This window comes from Emticicia oligotrophica DSM 17448 (assembly GCF_000263195.1).
Lineage (GTDB): Bacteria > Bacteroidota > Bacteroidia > Cytophagales > Spirosomataceae > Emticicia > Emticicia oligotrophica.
The window spans coordinates 74766-90824 of the sequence record NC_018742.1; the positions used below are offsets into that span (position 1 = coordinate 74766).

Sequence of the window (16059 nt, forward strand, 5' to 3'; positions counted from 1 at the left end):
CACCTGCGTCCCATTTTTGTCTGAGAGACTAAGTAATACAAACTCTACAAAATATTACAGTAATTTTGAGAAAATTTAAAATAAATTAAATACTATGAAAAAGCTTTTTACCTTTTCAGGTATAATATCCTTTCTAAGAGGTATTACGGTGTTAAATATGGTATTTTTGATAAAACCCTTCGTTTTTTCACAAGAAATCATTAATGTCAAATTATCAAAACAGATAAATTTAATTGACCAAATTAATACTACAACAGCTCCATTTAAAACCTTTGATAATTTTGATGATTATCGTAATTATCCCAAAATCTCAAACCGATGGCTTGGAAAATTATATTTTCAAAGAGACCAATTCTGGTATAATGAAAGCACAAAAAATTCAATAGATGCTGAATTTTACAAAAATAAATTGGTAGAGAATCAAGTAGATACTTCACTTTTATCAATGAAAGAAATAAAATGTTACGTAGGGGTTTTTATTGGGGTGGTAGGCAACAAAAAAACTATAGTAGTAGATGCCAATAATAATCATGATTTTTCGGATGATATGTTAATTGAGTATGATATTTCCGATAATTCTAAGTATGATGATGAATATAAAAAACTATTCCCTATTTATAAAATTGAATATGAATACTTCGATAAAAAAACTATCAATAAAGTAGAATATGTTAAGGTCTTTCCTGCACACAAATCGTACACTTACAAAAAAGTTGAAGAAGAAATTAAAGCTATTTATTTTACATCTTTTGGGTATTATTCTGGCGTTTTCAATTATGAAAAACAAACATACAAAGTAGCAATATCGAATCAACGTTCTTGGCCTAAATACGAAATAAAAGGAATTGATTTTAGTATAAAGAAAAAAAATCAGTTACATGTCTATAATGATTGGTTTAAATCTAATCAAAATATAGCAATTGATAATATTAATATTGAAGTACTTGACTATGATTTTATTACTGACAATTTAGTTATAAAAATTTCAAAAAGAACCAATACTTTAGGTTGGCAAGAAGGAGATATATGCCCGCCAATCTACGCAAAAAAAATAAACAAGGATTCTGTCAATATTAATAATTATTTTTCTCAAAAAGATTTTACAGTAATTGACTTTTGGGGGTCTTGGTGTAAGCCATGTCTTGAAGAAATGCCAAACATGGAAAACGTATATGAACGCCTAAAAACGCGTAGCATAAATATGATTAGTATAGCATGTGAATATGATACAAATGATTATGTACTCGCTCAAAAAATAATTAATGCAAAAAAAATTGGCGGGATAAAACTATTTGAAAAGTTAAATACTGGAATCACCACAACTTTAAAAATTGATAGTTATCCATCTTTAATTCTAATAAACAAAGAAGGACAAATTGTCAAAAGGTTTTATGGGCGTGGGATGGCTACAAAATTGGAAGATTTTCTATCGAAATAAATTTAGATGCTATTTGTCTGAACAAGATTAAATTAATAATAGCCCTGTTCGCCTTAATATTTGTAAAAGTTAGGCTGATTTTTAAATCAGTCTTTGTGTCAGCTGTTTTTAAAACGGCATCAGCGAAGTTGCGTTCAGAGAACGCTATTCATACCGACTGAATTTAAATTCAGCTGAACCATCAAAAATTACCTAAATGCCTTTCACTCACTTCCAACAACAAGATGCAATGGATTGCGGCCCTACCTGCCTACGCATGGTAGCAAAGCATTATGGGCGAGGGTTTTCTATACAAAAACTACGTGAGGCTACACAAATTGGCAAAGAAGGTGTATCTTTATTGGGTATCAGTGAGGCTGCCGAGAGTATTGGTTTTAAAACGTTAGCAGTAAAAGTACCTTTCAAACAATTAGAAAAAGATGCTCCACTTCCATGTATTGTTCACTGGAAACAAAATCATTTTGTTGTTGTTTATCAAATCAAAAAGAATCAAGTTTATGTAGCTGACCCAGCCTTGGGTCTTATAAAATACTCGTATGTTGAGTTTGAAAGCCAGTGGGCAACTACGATAGTCGAAGGCGAAAAAACAGGCATTGCACTACTTTTAGAGTCAACTCAAAGGTTTTATCAAGAAACCGACGAGCAAACAAAGGGAATTAACCTAAGTATGTTATCGGGCTACGTTTTTAAGTACAAACGCCTTATTCTACAACTTTTCTTGGGGCTTTTTATTGGCTCAATCTTACAGCTTATTCTACCGTTTCTTACCCAATCGGTGGTAGATACAGGCATACAAACCCGCAATTTGCATTTTATTTATTTGGTGTTGGCAGCCCAATTGATGCTGTTTATTGGCAGAATGTCTGTAGAGTTTATACGTAGCTGGATACTCCTTCACATTAGTACACGCATTAACCTGAGTATATTATCAGATTTTTTGGGTAAACTATTGCGTTTGCCTGTTTCATTTTTTGAATCTAAGAAAACAGGAGATATTCTCCAACGCATTGGTGACCATCAACGTATTGAGTCTTTCCTCACAGGAACATCGCTTAATGTACTTTTTTCGATGTTTAATCTCATCATTTTTAGCGTAGTTTTAGCTTATTATAATCTTACTATCTTTGGCGTTTTCTTAATAAGTAGCATTGTTTATAGCGTTTGGATAGTGCTATTTCTACGTTATCGTCGAAAATTAGATAATAAACGCTTTGCTTTGGCGAGTCAAAATCAAAGTTCTTTAATACAACTCGTACAGTCTGTTCCTGAACTAAAACTCAATAATGCCGAAATAAAAAAACGTTGGGAGTGGGAGAACTTACAAGTAAAAAACTTTCATCTGAGTGTTAAAGGTCTTGCTTTGCAACAATACCAGCAAACGGGAGCAATGATTATCAACGAAGGTAAAAATATTGTCATTTCGTTTTTGGCAGCCACTGCGGTTGTTAATGGGCAAATGACGCTGGGGGCAATGATGGCACTACAATACATTATTGGGCAGCTCAATAGCCCTGTCGAGCAATTGATTCAGTTTATGCAACATTATCAAGATGCACAAATAAGCCTCGAAAGATTGAATGAAATTCATGAAATTGATGATGAAGAAACCACACAAAATCCACTGTTGCATATTTTGCCTGAAAATCAAGATATTCAACTCAAAAACCTCACGTTTACTTATACTGGTGCAGGGAATGAACCTGTATTGAAAAATATTAATTTAACAATTCCACAAGGAAAAATAACGGCAATTGTTGGTACAAGTGGCAGTGGGAAAACTACACTATTAAAGTTATTACTAAAGTTTTATAAGCCCCAAAGCGGAGAAATTCGCTTTGGTAATGTTTCGCTCGAAAATATAAGCCACAAACTTTGGCGGAGCAAATGTGGAACGGTCATGCAAGAGGGAGTTATTTTCTCAGATACTATTGCTGAGAATATTGCTTTCAGCGATGAATTTCCTGATACTAAAAAGCTTCTTCATGCAGTAAAAGTGGCTAATATTCAGTCGTTTATTGAAGAGTTGCCATTGAGTTATAATACAAAAATTGGTGCAGAAGGAAATGGTATTTCACAAGGTCAAAAGCAAAGAATGCTAATTGCCAGAGCCGTTTATAAAAACCCTGATTTTATATTTTTTGATGAAGCTACTAACGCACTTGATGCCAATAACGAAAGTATTATTATGGCAAATTTGGACGAATTTTTCAAAAATAGAACTGTCATCGTAGTTGCTCACCGACTAAGTACGGTAAAAAATGCTGACCAAATTGTAGTAATGGAAAAAGGTGAAATTGTAGAAGTTGGAACTCATGCAGAACTTACACAAAGACACGGAAAATATTTTGAGTTAGTGAAAAATCAGTTAGAATTAGGGAATTAATGAGCGACGAATCTAATCATTCAGAGAAATTACTCCGAACAAATCTGATGGAGTTGTTGGGTGGAAAAGGTATGGGAATAACTGATGATTTATTGAAACAAGAAATCATTGTACCTCCTACTTTACCACCAATTATCAACAAAAATGAAAATAATGGCAACGATGGAAGAATGCCCGAACTACGAAGCAGCGAGGTAAATGAAGTTTTGAGCAAACCACCTGCGTGGCTTATTCGTTGGGGAATTACTATTTTTTTCTTTGTTTTGGTGCTGATGTTGGCAGTTACTTGGTTTATTCGTTATCCTGATTTGGTAAGCGGAAGTCTTAAAATTGTTTCGCAGAACCTACCAAAATCAGTTATAGCTAAAACAGATGGAAAACTCGTAAAATTACTAACAACTGATGGCCAGATAGTAAAAGAAGGACAAAGGATTGCATTTTTAGAGAGTACCGCCAATCATGAAGAAGTTTTGATATTGAAAGATTTAACCGATTCTTTGGTCAATATGACCGCTAATGATAATCTTTCGGCTGCTTATACCGTCGAAATTCCATCTTTTTTTCAATTAGGTGAATTACAAAAATCTTATCAGGTTTTTCAAGAAACATTTACCAGAGTAAAATCTTTTGTTGGTAACGGCACTTATTTGCAAAAGAGAAAAATGCTCGAAAATGATTTTGCTCAACTAAATTCATTGCAGTCAAATCTGAAAAATCAATTGCAGAATAATCAAAAAGATTTGGCATTAGCCGAAGATGAACTGGAAAGCCAAAAACGACTACAAGAAAAAGGCTATGTATCAAAAAATGATTATCGGCAAGCCATTAGCAAAGTGCTTGCCAAACAGCAAAGCAATGAGCAAATGCAGAGTTCGATGAAGAATAATGTAATGTCTCAAAACCAAAAGCAACAAGAAATTTTGGAATTAGATAAAACCATTACCGAACAAAAAAATGCCCTTATTCAAGCGATGCACACGTTAAAAAGTGATATTGAAGCATGGAAACAACGCTACGTTGCTATTGCTCCAACGGCAGGGAAAGTGGTTTTTTTAACATCACTACAAGAAAACCAATTAGTAAAAACAGGACAAGAATTACTTTATGTTTTACCTAATGAAGAAGGGTTTCACGGAGAAATGAATATCGGTCAATTTAATTTTGGTAAAGTAAAACGTGGGCAGGAAATTATAGTAAAGCTTCAAAGTTATCCTTATGAAGAGTATGGTACACTACGAGGGCATATTCAAAGTATTTCCGAAATCCCAAAAGACTCGGCTTATTTTGTTAAAGTAAATTTCCCAAATGGCTTGACAACTTCAGCAAATAAAACTATCCCTTTTCGTAATGGAATGACTGCATCAGGTGAAATAATTACAGAAGATAAAAGGCTGATAGAGAGGTTTTTTAAAGAATTTATCAGAATTTTTGAGAGGTAGCCCCCAATCGAATCGTCGAACCGTCCCTAAAGGGGAGTTTGTTTTATATGGAAAACCGTATTTTAAAATATTTTCTACAACTAATTCTAATCTTGCTTTACTTTGAAGGAAATGCTCAACAGCGATTTTCTCTCAATCAATGTATAGAATATGCCTACAAGCAAAATTTTGATGTAAAATTAAAAGAGTTAAAATTAAAACAATCTGAAAATACTTTAGAACAGTCAGAAAAAGCAGTTTATCCTAATCTTTCAGGGGCTTTTTCTCAAGGAATAAATTCAGGTAGGAGTATTGACCCCTTTACTAATGGGTTTGTTCAACGCACTATTTCTTCTAATTCTTTTGGTGCAAATGCCAATTTTACAATTTTTAATGGGTTTTCGCTTAAAAATCAAATTATTCAAAACCAATACAATGCAGAAGCAGACCAAGTGGAAATTCAAAGGGCAAAAAATGAATTACGAATCCGAATCACACTTGCTTATATGCAGGTGCTGATGAACCAAGAATTATCAAAAATTGCCCAGGAACAAATTCAAAACATCCAATCACAATATGAACGAGTGAAGGCATTGGTCATTGAAGGGAATATGCCAAAAACTAATTTAATTGATTTAGATGCACAACTCGCCACTGCTGAATATGATGCCCTAAATGCCAAAACCAATATTGATATTTCAAAACTTTCATTGGCTCAATTGATAGCGTTTCCGAATTTTGTAGCTTTTGACATTGAAAATAATTCGATAGAAGAAAAAACAGTTCTCTTAAATGATAATTACTTGCAAAATATTCTTTCTGGGTTTTATTTTCAACCAATTATAAAAAGTGCAGAATTAAGAGTAAGAAGTGCCAATGTAGGCATAAAACTCGCCAAAGCAGGTAAATATCCAACTGTTTCTTTGGGTGCAGGAGTTGGCTCAGCGTATTCGAGTGCACCAGCGAAAGAATACAATTATTTCAATCAATTAGGCTTTAATTCGAATCAATTTGCACGTTTAAGTATAAATATTCCAATTTATACCAATGGGCAGGTTAAAGGACGAATTACAAATGCTCAAATCAATCAAAGAATTACTGAAACTCAGCTATCACAGACAAAACTTCAAATAAAGCAAGAAATTGAGCAGGCGTATCTGACTGCCAAAATTGCCCAAGAAAAGCTAAAGACTGCCCAAAAGCAAGTTTTAGCTCAACAAGTTGCCTATGATTCTGCCAAAGACCGCTATTTGGAAGGTTTACTTCATACCATAGAGTTGAATAATTATCGTATTAATCACGAAAAAGCAAAATCAAATTTGATTCAATCAAAATACGAGTTTTACTTTAGAAAAATAGTGTTGGATTACTATATTGTCAAGTGATTTTAAAGAATCGTATCGACCATAAATGAAAAAAATACAATTATATGTTATTTCTCTTTGGCTACTATTTTTTTTAGTTGCTGTGAAAGAATTTGTCTTTATTTCATGGCAACTATCTTTTACATTTGAAGGATTACTAACCTTTCTAAAGCCCAATATTATTGCATTAATTGCAATTAGTTTTTCATTACTTGGATTATTCTTTTATGCACGATTTGAATATTTTTTGAAAGGGGCTACTAAACTACCAAAAAAAATCACAAAAATAGAAGACCAAAGCTATGAACATTTGACATTTCTAACTACCTACATTATACCTTTTTTAAGAGTAAAATTGGAGGGCAAAGATTTAGTCGTAACCATACTCCTTCTTATTATAATTGGTGCAATTTTTATTAAAACAAATCTATTTTATAAAAACCCAACTTTGGCTTTATTAGGGTACAAACTTTATAAAGTAGATACAGAAAAAAACACCGGACTAATTTTTATTTCAAAAGAAAATCTAAAATTAGGTGATAGTGTCCACCATATTTTTTTAAGTGATAATGTATATTTCGTAAAACTATGAATCGAGAACAACTAATAGCAAGATTAAATTATTTTTTAAATCCAGAAAATGGTATTGGAGCAGCATTATATTTTGTGTTGCACGAAGACGGAGAGACAATTATTCGTTTTGCTGATATTGAAAATAATGTGAAGCAAGAACTCAAAGAAAGGTTTCTTGAATATATTTCTGATAAGTTCATAACTAATGAAGATTTTGATTATCAAAATATTAGTGAAGTGGATGACCGAAAAAATGTAGTATACAAGTATGATTTAGATGACAGACCTAATAGTCTTGATATACTTGATGATATTTTACTAAATGAAAACCAACCTAACTTCAATTTTAATCAAGACAGTTTTATAAATCTGCAAGGTTACTTAATAACTATTGGGAATGAGGGTAATAAGATGGCTCTTTATAAAAAGCACCACCCTGTAAATTTATTAAAAAGGGATAGGTTTTTACTAATTCCAAGTAATCAAAGATTAGTTAAGATTCAGGATGATGCTTTAGCTATTGATAGGAGTTTTGATTTTATGATGCTTGACGGAAACTTAATTGTACTAAAACTAAATATACTTGAAAGGTTTTTTGGTTTTGAGGATGTCATCAGGAATCAAGCTCAAAATACAATTGACTTAATTGAAGCAAATCAATTACTTGAAGACATTAAACAAATCAATGATATTGCTCAGACCATGTCAAATGCGAGAAAATTAATGAGCATTCGTAACTCTCCAGTTTTAAATGTCCCAGTAATTAATGTTATTAATTTTATTAAAAATCACCCTGAGTTAACAGGAAAAATCAGTTTTAATATAAATGAAACGAAATTAAATCTTAATACGGGTGTTTCTAAAAGGCTATTTCTAAAGTTATTAAATGATGATTACTTATTCTCTCAATTAACCGAGCTTCAATATGATAGCCACGCAAAAGATAAACTCACTGAAATTGAAAATAATGTGAATTAGTCAAGATTTAATCTCATAGTTAAGAATCACTATTTAAATGTTAAACTGCTGTTACAATTATAGTTATGGTATAATATTCTAAAACTTTGGTTAATAAACAGTATAATATGTATAAAGTTTCAAGCAAAAGTCCCTTGCTAATCCTTTCAGCAACGCTTCACTTGTGCTAAAAGCACGCTAATTTTCCGCTAAGCAAGTTCAACTGTTTAATGCTTCTCCAGATAGCTTGAAATATTGGCTACGGCTGCCTTTGCTCAAGATGCAAATACAGTCGAGCGTGGATTTGAATTATTTTGAAGGAGCGGTGATGAAAACTGGCAAAACGATTGAAAAGGAGTTTGTGCAAGGCTTCGATTTCTTTGTTGAAAAAAAAGACAATTCAGCCTAAAGGCAAGAAATTGAGATTTTGGAAATCCAAATAGCTTCTCAGCGTTCGGAGTATAACAACGAAGTCGGGCGAATATCGAGAGAGCTGCAAACACTTGAAGACGAGCTGCATGAAGGACAAAAAAATTATGCACAAATGAGCGATTACCCAAAAGGGCGTTGAATTTAGGATAGGAAAACCTTAGAAAGTCAAATTAAGTCTTTGGAGCGTGAATTAAACCGAAAGCCCTCTCTAAACTTAGAAGACGATTTGAAGCGTCTTGAAGGTTTAAAAAGGGCTTTGAAGGTCGAAGAAATTTTGGTTAGTGGGAATTTGGTGGTTTGGGAGAGATAACGGACAGGGCTTTATGCAGGTTGGGACATAGCATTTCGTCTGCCCACACAACCGATATCGATTGAAATTATGATGTTGAAGTTAATTACAAAAGCTCAAAGTTGCTGGTATAGCCCGATCCACAGCTTGGCTTTGCAATTTATTAATGTTTGCTGGTCACCCCCAACTTGCATAAAACCCAAATATTATTAGCAGCTTTGCTTACAATAGACTTGGAAAATAATCACTTGTAAAAATCCGAATCTGTAATTTTATGCAAATATTCTGCATTAAATACAATGGATAAACCTGATTTTTCTTCAGGGGTAAAAGTAAAGTTCAATTTTTTTCGTTCGTTTACCAAAGTCATTGAAGAGATAGAAAACTTAGTAATATTATCTTTCCAATAAGGGTAGTAAGCAGACAGCATTAGGTATTTGCCAAATAAATCTTTGAAGCTTACAATTTTCCCATTATCTAAATTATATTTCCATTCTAAAGGCTGAATAGTCGCAGTTACTTTACTTTCTTTGAAATCAACAATAACTTGATTCAATGTGAAAGCATCTATTTTGTTGGCTTCTAACTCTAAAGAAACTGGAAAATCAACATTTACTGTATATGTCCCATCTCCATTGCTTATTTTAGTCTCTTTTGGATATTGGGGGGAGAACTTTAAAGTAATTTTTGGAAATGGGAAATTGCAACTTTTCAAAAAATTTGGGTCATCAATTATTAGAGACCCCGTAATTTCATCGCCAAATTCAAAGAATGTCAAGCCTGGCAGTATTTCAATTTCTCTTTGCCCATTAGTAGCTGTAGATGATTTTCTTAGAAGTTTTTCTTGTTTGGCTTTTAATGAATAAATATTTTTTAAAAAGGTAACAAGTTTTGGGTTATCAAACTTGTATTCAAGCGTGAACAAAAGTGAAGTGATGGAAAGAGGCTGAAGTGTTCTTTCAGTATTTTCCTTTATCTCTTTTTGCGTTTGGGAGGAAGATATTTCTTTCGAGAGATTTCCAAATACACTAAAAAGTGTAAATATGGCGATAATTGAACCAACTGTGGCATTAAAATATTTAGGATCTAAATGTTTTAAACCTAAGTATAGACCAAGTATTGTTAATAGTACACCAGATACCAGAATAATGAATACAAGCATTTGATTTCGTTTTGATACAAAGTCTTTAAATACAGCCATAATTGTGAGGTTACTTAAAATTGACACCAACGGTTTGGAGCTTGACGCAGGGGGGATTTCGAAGCACTTTACTGTCAGCCAAGAAGAAACTTTGATAGAAACACAAAGCTTGATTTAACCACTGAACCACCACTTTTGGGTAAGTGCTGTTATGCCACGTTTTCATTTCTCTGTCAGTTTCAAATACGCTGTGTATGCAACTGCTCTTGACAATTGTTGCCAGAAATTTAGTTCATTGATATTTAGTCATTATATCGCTTTCAGAATTGTCTTTATGTGCCCAAAATTCAAGACCAGAAAAATCGTCTTTATATTTCCAGTTTCCGTGTGCAATTGGGTTTCTAAATGCTCTCACAGGATTATTCAATAAATATTTGGCACACTTTTTAGTGATTGAACCAGTCTCAGATTTTTTTCTTAATACTTCAAACAGGGTGTCTTTTAGATAGACAAAACAGACATAATTTTGAGTCATTACTTGACTTCTAACAATTTCAGGTCTTGGCCTTATTTTATTAATAGTATCCATCATAGTTTGAAAACAGGACAATTCTTCTAATCTTGTTTCAAGTGGAACAGGTGATGCCAGTAAAATTTCACTTTTTAAAGTATCTTTAATATTCTCGATTTCAGTCGCTATTGTTGAAGCAATGCTATCAACTTTGTCTTCTGAAATTTTCACTTCAGTTTGTAATAAATCCCGAAATATAGAAAGTTGATTATCTAAATGTTTCATCTGTCTTGTGCAAATTTAAATGTGGGATAACGTTTTTGGGCTTTGCTTTCCATGCGGGTTTTGGAGCACAAAGCTCCAAGTTTGCACGATCCTCCCTCCCAGCCTGATTCAAAACCCGTGTTAGCTGCTGCCTTTTTCATCCTTTTTCTGTTTCTCTAAAATTTGATTATAAAGTTCATTTCGTTTGTTAAATGATTTTATTGTCCCAATTACAGCACCACTTTTTGTAAGCAAGTAATTAAACTCCCAATTGTCAGAGTCATTATAAACGAATTGTATTTTTTCAGGGTCTAAGTTTGCTAATTGTTCAATTTTGTCAGCGATTGATTTGAGTTTCTCTTTATCCAAAGAAGTTAAAACTCTGTCTGCTTTATGAGTAGTAATTACTAATTCAATGTTGCAGTCTGTGTTTGGATAGGATATGACAAAATTTTTGGGTCTGTTTGCAGGTTTAACTTTTTTAATTGTCTCTTCTGCAAGTTTAGAAAAAAATTTATAAATCTTGACTAAGTCTTCACCAATTGCTTCACCCAATTTTTCAGTCACCTTGGATTTAATAATCCCCAAAGTACCAGCAATTATTTTTGTAATAGTTATGATTGTTTCAGGGTCAGGTAATTCTGATTTTCGTCCAAACTCGAGTGTATCAAATTCTAAATCTACTTCTTGTTTAACTGAGTTATAAATGTCATTAATATCAGAATATTTTTCAAAGTTAGCTCTATCTGTCGCGATTATCATTTTTGAAACTTCTTCATCGACACTTTCTATAAATGGATATTCGCCTTCACTAAAAAATTCTTTCAACAGTTGTGTTCCGTCAGGAAGTCGGATTATTTCTTGCTTATCAAAGTAGACCATTTCCGCAGTCAAATAATAATGATCATCCTGTCTTTTTACAATTTCTCCATTCATTACTGCTCCAAAAGGTGGGGATGTTCTTATGTGTTCTAAGCCTAGTCTAGGTTTCCTTTCCCCATTTAGAAATGGCAACATACTATCAAGAGCACTTTTTGCCATTATATCTCCTTGTTTGTCAAGGTGTGTTGATGTTATTACGTATTTATCTCTTCTTATCATAAATGCTTATTATGGTGGTCGTCTTAGGTTGCAGCTAACGGTTCGGGCTTTGCATTCGGGCGGGTTTAGAAGCATAAAGCTCCGAGTTTTCACGTCTGCCCGCCTGACGCAAAACCCGTGTTAGCTGCTGTTATTTCAATTTTTCCCATCTGTCAATTAAGTCCGATTCAATAAGGTTTTTTAATGCATTCGTATTTATTTGTTGTCGGGAATTGTCACAACCAGGAACAGAGCATCTGTCGCCCATAAACCTGATTGGTGTTTGACCGTGTTTTGTGCAAAATACGGTCAAGTCCACTATAAAAGGTGTTTGATAGTCAAAAAATACATCCCATTTAAATAACAATCCTGCTTTTGTGTCTGCGGACTTATTAAATTCTCTAAGTTTTTGTTGTTGCTTGGTGTAAATGCTGTTGCTCTTTCTAAATATTTTTTTGAATGACCAAGAAGTAATCCAGTAAATTAGAATACCGACTAATACATAAAAAGCAGGTATTTTAACTTCTAGAATTTTATCAAAAGCTTCTTTGAAGGTAACACCTTCTGAAACGCTTAAAAACTTAGTATATCCAAGTGTTATTAATGCAACTATCCCAACTGAAATAACTTTACTCCAAACAGGGTCAGTCCAAATTTTTTTAATCATTTTTTGTTCTATTAATTTCTTGTTCTTTCATTTCAGTCATTAGTTGCTCAATTCGCTCTTCAGTCATGCCAAGTTTGTCAGTATATGTTGTGTAATATTCCTTCAATTTTTCGTCTAACTGTTCAGACTCGTCAATGAAGTCACAGAAGTATTTTATCATTTCAAGTTGTCCAATGGTTGAGTGGAATTTTGCTATATGAAGTTTGAAATATTTGTGAGCCAAATAATTTCTTGTTTCAAGTATTTTGTCCAATTGGTCAACAATTGGGGCTGTCAAACTATAGCTTTGTTTGACTTCATTAATAAAACTCCCCATTGTCTTTTTTGAGTTCTCAATAGCATCAATAATTTCATTAACTTCAGCGTTGGTCTTAACTTTTTTCTTGAAAATTCGGTCTGTCCAAAGCATAATTGAAAACGTTTCTTCTAAACACTGTCCAAAGTATATTGCAAGTCCGAAATATGCATAAACAAGTCTATATCTGCCGTCATAGTCTTCGGTTTCATATTCGTTGTTCGCTATGTCGTATCGTCTTTCCATAATATCAGCTAACGTTTGGCCGCTTGCCGAAGTGGGGGATTTAGGAGCACTTCACTGTCAACCAAGCACAAATGTTGATAGAAGCACTGCACTTGATTTAACCACCTCAGCCCCCATTGCGGCAAACGGCTGTTACCGGCTGGCGTTCTATCATTCCACATATTTCAAAAGTTCCCTTACTAGTCGGAACACAGTCGTTGAAGATTCTTCTCTAGCTGGATTTGTATGGTCAAAATGATTGTAATTTCTCTCTGCTCTATCTATTGCAAGTTCAGCTCTTTTCCTGCTCGTTTTGTCGTCTATTCCGTCAAGTAATCCAAAAAAATCTTCTTCTATTAATTTTGTCCCATTGCCGTCATAAGTTACTTTGAATGGTTTAAGGTGTTCGTTGATTTTGTCGTTGTAGCTGTCTCTATGCATACCACCACCTTGATGGTCATTAAAATGTAATATCAGCCAATATTCAAACGATTGATTTGAATAAGCTATGCCAAAGTTGTTAGCTACGGCTATTTGAATTGCAGAGTTGAAATCATTTTCGTTAAAATCGTCTTTGTCAAACACACACCAAACTTGGTCGTAGTTTCCTTGTTGGGATAAAGCAAGGGCTCTATTCACTAAAGAAATTGTATTATATCCTTCACCAACTGATTTGACTTTTGCAGAAGTTATTCTGAATTGATTGAAATAAGAAGGTTCTGTATTTTCTCCTTCACAAACAATAAGAATAGAGGGTTTTTCTGTCAACTCTGCAACAGGCCTTTCTAAGCTCGGTTCTTTTCTCCGTTGAGCCTTTAATTGTTCTCGGTGCTTTTGCTTTGCTGCTTTCTGTTCAGCTTTTTTGTCCTTCATTTTCATTTTCTGTCAATAAAAATTTTAGGTTATCAAAAAAGCCAAGAAATGGAACTGCACCATATTTACCCTTAATGTAATTATCTTCAAAAGGGTCATTTTTTCTCACTTCATCTGATTTAAAGTCAGCTAAGGAGTAAAGTTTTGCTTCTCCGTATTTATTTTTGTTTGTAAACCAAATTTGGTCTCTTCTGAATAGACCTGAACTTAATAAGTTGGTTTCGTGTGTATTGAAAATCAATTGTGCGTTCTTCTTGTTAAACTCTTTTGAGTTAAAAAGCGAAACGACTTTACAAACCAAATTTGGATGAAGTTTTGAGTCTAACTCATCAACTACTAAAATGTAGCCGTTCTCAATAACATCAAGAATAGGTCCTGTAAGAGCGAAAAATTTACTTGTTCCTGACGATTCATCATTTTCTAGTGAGAAATATTCAAAGCTTACGGCATTTTTATTTACATCAAACTTTCGATGTGTTGTTGAAACATCAGAAAAGAATTCAGCATTATCTTCTTTAATTTCTCTAATAAGTTTGTCTCTTAACTCTTTTGGTAAATCTTTTGGAAGACTATCAATATCTAATTTCTGCATCTTAATATCTTGAATTCCAAGGTCTGCGGCTTTAAGCAGTTCAAGAATTTTATGTTTGTGTTCTGACGATTCTGCTTTCCCCATTGTAAAACCTTGGTAGCCTGACTCGTTTAACCCTGATAAGGTTTTTAGTCTTTTAAACCAATCCAACACATTGATTGCAGTCTTTTCATTGAATTGAGCTGCTACGGAAATTAATAACGCATTATCTCGAACTAGACCTTCTTTTACTACAGTATTGCCTTTGGTAAAACTTCGTTCGTGAATATTGAAGATGCTTCCATCTCTGTAAAAGAGTTCAACTTCTTTTGTTTTTGGTTTGTGATAAAGCCATTCAGATACAATTTTTTCAGTTGTCGCCTCAAAGCCATAGCGATAAAGCACTTTATTGTGAATGAAAATGATTTCAAATTCAGAAGGTTCGTTTTCTGTTTCAGTACTTAGTCTAAAAGGCTCTACTTCAATAGTCTCACCTTTTTGGCTTTCTTTTGAACTATTGATTACAAAATATCGCATAAATGCAAATGCGTCAAGTAACTTGCTTTTGCCACTTGCGTTTGCACCATAAATAACTGCACTTTTGAGAAGTCTCAGACAAAAGTTTTCATTGATTACGATGTTTTCGTGCTCTCTGGTTTCTTTGTCATAGTTAGAAGCAATGAGGCTCAAAGTAGCTTTGTCCTTAAATGTCCTAAAGTTTTTAATTGAAAATTGCAGAAGCATCTTTCTTTTTGTTTTTGATTAAATGTCTGCAAAGGTAGTCTTTATTTTGTAATTGTAAGCAAAATAAATGGCTTTTTTGATTGTTTTGACTCGAAAGTCTTGGTTATGCTGCTTTTTTACGCTTGCCGGTAACTCTCAAAATATACGAAAGTTTTGTCGTACTTTTTGTATTATTTATCACTTATCGAATACCAAATAGTGTTTTATAGGTCGTATTTTTTATATTGTTAACAAATCCCTCGTTTTCTTTACTCAAAAAAGGCTCGAAAAAATCAGGCCTTTTTTATGTGTTTTTAGTAAATAAACTTGGTTAATTATTCAAAGTTAAGTATCTTTATATATTAACGACTTTATTTACTTTTTATATGTTTATTGGCTATGCACGCGTTTCGACGCTCGACCAAAACCCTGAATTGCAAATAGATTGTAGTGGTCCAAACGAAATCTCGAAAAATGACCAAACGAAATCTCGAATTTTAATTTCTAAAAAACAGCTAAACTTCTCAATTAAAATCAAGAGTATCAATAAGTTTTTTGGCTACTTCGATAACTTATTGATATTCTCTTGTCAAAATCTCTTTGGGTGTGAAAAATCATGTTTTTGCTTTATAACCTCTTGATTTTAGTTAATCAATTTTACTTCCATCCTCCCCCCAAAGCCTGTCAATTTTACTAATATTTTGCTTAAAAATTTTAGAATTATTTTGCTATCAATAGTAATCAAAACGGAACATTATTTTTTTGGTAAAAAAAGACTTGTCAAATATTATTTGTAGTGGGCCAAACGAAATTTTGAATTTTCAGGTTTGCAGGAATCAAGACAAAATATTGTTT

15 protein-coding genes are annotated in these 16059 nt (G+C 33.2%); 8 read left to right on the forward strand and 7 right to left on the reverse strand.

The annotated features are described in order from the left end of the window. Positions 1 to 94: 94 nt before the first annotated feature. From EMTOL_RS20265 to EMTOL_RS22530, 8 genes are all read left to right on the forward strand, one after another. The gene (locus EMTOL_RS20265; RefSeq protein WP_015026255.1) at positions 95 to 1438 is read left to right on the forward strand and encodes a TlpA family protein disulfide reductase; all 1344 of its coding nucleotides are present in this window, start codon (positions 95 to 97) and stop codon (positions 1436 to 1438) included. Between the two features lie 196 nt (positions 1439 to 1634). Then, positions 1635 to 3821, forward strand: a complete 2187-nt coding sequence (locus tag EMTOL_RS20270; protein WP_015026256.1) for a peptidase domain-containing ABC transporter — start codon at positions 1635 to 1637, stop codon at positions 3819 to 3821. Beyond that, positions 3821 to 5260, forward strand: a complete 1440-nt coding sequence (locus tag EMTOL_RS20275) for an HlyD family secretion protein (protein ID WP_015026257.1) — start codon at positions 3821 to 3823, stop codon at positions 5258 to 5260. The genes EMTOL_RS20270 and EMTOL_RS20275 overlap by 1 nt, the downstream gene beginning before the upstream one ends. Before the next feature lie 47 nt (positions 5261 to 5307). Next, positions 5308 to 6624 carry a TolC family protein gene (locus tag EMTOL_RS20280; RefSeq protein WP_015026258.1) on the forward strand — a complete coding sequence of 439 codons (1317 nt, stop codon included), beginning with the start codon at positions 5308 to 5310 and terminating at the stop codon, positions 6622 to 6624. A 25-nt stretch (positions 6625 to 6649) separates the two neighbouring features. Continuing rightward, entirely contained in the window at positions 6650 to 7195 is a 546-nt protein-coding gene (gene kwaA, locus EMTOL_RS20285) for an anti-phage protein KwaA (RefSeq protein WP_015026259.1), read from the forward strand. Beyond that, positions 7192 to 8154, forward strand: a complete 963-nt coding sequence (gene kwaB / locus EMTOL_RS20290; protein WP_015026260.1) for an anti-phage protein KwaB — start codon at positions 7192 to 7194, stop codon at positions 8152 to 8154. Before kwaA ends, kwaB begins: the two co-directional genes overlap by 4 nt. Before the next feature lie 259 nt (positions 8155 to 8413). Next, positions 8414 to 8542 (forward strand): hypothetical protein, encoded by a 129-nt coding sequence (locus tag EMTOL_RS22525; protein WP_305953309.1) that lies wholly within the window; start codon positions 8414 to 8416, stop codon positions 8540 to 8542. 18 nt (positions 8543 to 8560) lie between these two features. Then, positions 8561 to 8704 carry a hypothetical protein gene (locus EMTOL_RS22530; RefSeq protein WP_305953310.1) on the forward strand — a complete coding sequence of 48 codons (144 nt, stop codon included), beginning with the start codon at positions 8561 to 8563 and terminating at the stop codon, positions 8702 to 8704. 394 nt (positions 8705 to 9098) lie between these two features. On the opposite strand, the gene EMTOL_RS20295 is transcribed toward EMTOL_RS22530, so the two are convergent. The 7 genes from EMTOL_RS20295 to EMTOL_RS20325 all read right to left on the reverse strand — a co-directional run bounded on the left by EMTOL_RS20295 (position 9099) and on the right by EMTOL_RS20325 (position 15225). Next, positions 9099 to 10016 (reverse strand): hypothetical protein, encoded by a 918-nt coding sequence (locus tag EMTOL_RS20295; protein WP_305953311.1) that lies wholly within the window; start codon positions 10014 to 10016, stop codon positions 9099 to 9101. 271 nt (positions 10017 to 10287) lie between these two features. Further along, complete coding sequence (locus EMTOL_RS20300) at positions 10288 to 10791, reverse strand: hypothetical protein (protein ID WP_015026262.1); 504 nt, start codon at positions 10789 to 10791, stop codon at positions 10288 to 10290. A gap of 120 nt (positions 10792 to 10911) precedes the next feature. Next, positions 10912 to 11871 carry a hypothetical protein gene (locus EMTOL_RS20305; protein WP_015026263.1) on the reverse strand — a complete coding sequence of 320 codons (960 nt, stop codon included), beginning with the start codon at positions 11869 to 11871 and terminating at the stop codon, positions 10912 to 10914. A gap of 130 nt (positions 11872 to 12001) precedes the next feature. Further along, the gene (locus EMTOL_RS20310) at positions 12002 to 12517 is read right to left on the reverse strand and encodes a hypothetical protein (RefSeq protein WP_015026264.1); all 516 of its coding nucleotides are present in this window, start codon (positions 12515 to 12517) and stop codon (positions 12002 to 12004) included. Continuing rightward, positions 12510 to 13058 (reverse strand): hypothetical protein, encoded by a 549-nt coding sequence (locus EMTOL_RS20315; RefSeq protein ID WP_015026265.1) that lies wholly within the window; start codon positions 13056 to 13058, stop codon positions 12510 to 12512. The genes EMTOL_RS20310 and EMTOL_RS20315 overlap by 8 nt, the downstream gene beginning before the upstream one ends. A 150-nt stretch (positions 13059 to 13208) precedes the next feature. Continuing rightward, complete coding sequence (locus tag EMTOL_RS20320) at positions 13209 to 13916, reverse strand: RloB family protein (RefSeq protein WP_015026266.1); 708 nt, start codon at positions 13914 to 13916, stop codon at positions 13209 to 13211. After that, the gene (locus EMTOL_RS20325) at positions 13891 to 15225 is read right to left on the reverse strand and encodes an AAA family ATPase (protein ID WP_015026267.1); all 1335 of its coding nucleotides are present in this window, start codon (positions 15223 to 15225) and stop codon (positions 13891 to 13893) included. Before EMTOL_RS20325 ends, EMTOL_RS20320 begins: the two co-directional genes overlap by 26 nt. Positions 15226 to 16059: the final 834 nt, after the last annotated feature.

Coding starts and splice junctions, on each gene's coding strand:
- EMTOL_RS20265 (WP_015026255.1), top strand. CDS start 95: ATGAAAAAGCTTTTTACCTTTTCAGGTATAATATCCTTTCTAAGAGGT.
- EMTOL_RS20270 (WP_015026256.1), top strand. CDS start 1,635: ATGCCTTTCACTCACTTCCAACAACAAGATGCAATGGATTGCGGCCCT.
- EMTOL_RS20275 (WP_015026257.1), top strand. CDS start 3,821: ATGAGCGACGAATCTAATCATTCAGAGAAATTACTCCGAACAAATCTG.
- EMTOL_RS20280 (WP_015026258.1), top strand. CDS start 5,308: ATGGAAAACCGTATTTTAAAATATTTTCTACAACTAATTCTAATCTTG.
- kwaA (WP_015026259.1), top strand. CDS start 6,650: ATGAAAAAAATACAATTATATGTTATTTCTCTTTGGCTACTATTTTTT.
- kwaB (WP_015026260.1), top strand. CDS start 7,192: ATGAATCGAGAACAACTAATAGCAAGATTAAATTATTTTTTAAATCCA.
- EMTOL_RS22525 (WP_305953309.1), top strand. CDS start 8,414: ATGCAAATACAGTCGAGCGTGGATTTGAATTATTTTGAAGGAGCGGTG.
- EMTOL_RS20295 (WP_305953311.1), bottom strand. CDS start 10,016: ATGCTTGTATTCATTATTCTGGTATCTGGTGTACTATTAACAATACTT.
- EMTOL_RS20300 (WP_015026262.1), bottom strand. CDS start 10,791: ATGAAACATTTAGATAATCAACTTTCTATATTTCGGGATTTATTACAA.
- EMTOL_RS20305 (WP_015026263.1), bottom strand. CDS start 11,871: ATGATAAGAAGAGATAAATACGTAATAACATCAACACACCTTGACAAA.
- EMTOL_RS20310 (WP_015026264.1), bottom strand. CDS start 12,517: ATGATTAAAAAAATTTGGACTGACCCTGTTTGGAGTAAAGTTATTTCA.
- EMTOL_RS20315 (WP_015026265.1), bottom strand. CDS start 13,058: ATGGAAAGACGATACGACATAGCGAACAACGAATATGAAACCGAAGAC.
- EMTOL_RS20320 (WP_015026266.1), bottom strand. CDS start 13,916: ATGAAAATGAAGGACAAAAAAGCTGAACAGAAAGCAGCAAAGCAAAAG.
- EMTOL_RS20325 (WP_015026267.1), bottom strand. CDS start 15,225: ATGCTTCTGCAATTTTCAATTAAAAACTTTAGGACATTTAAGGACAAA.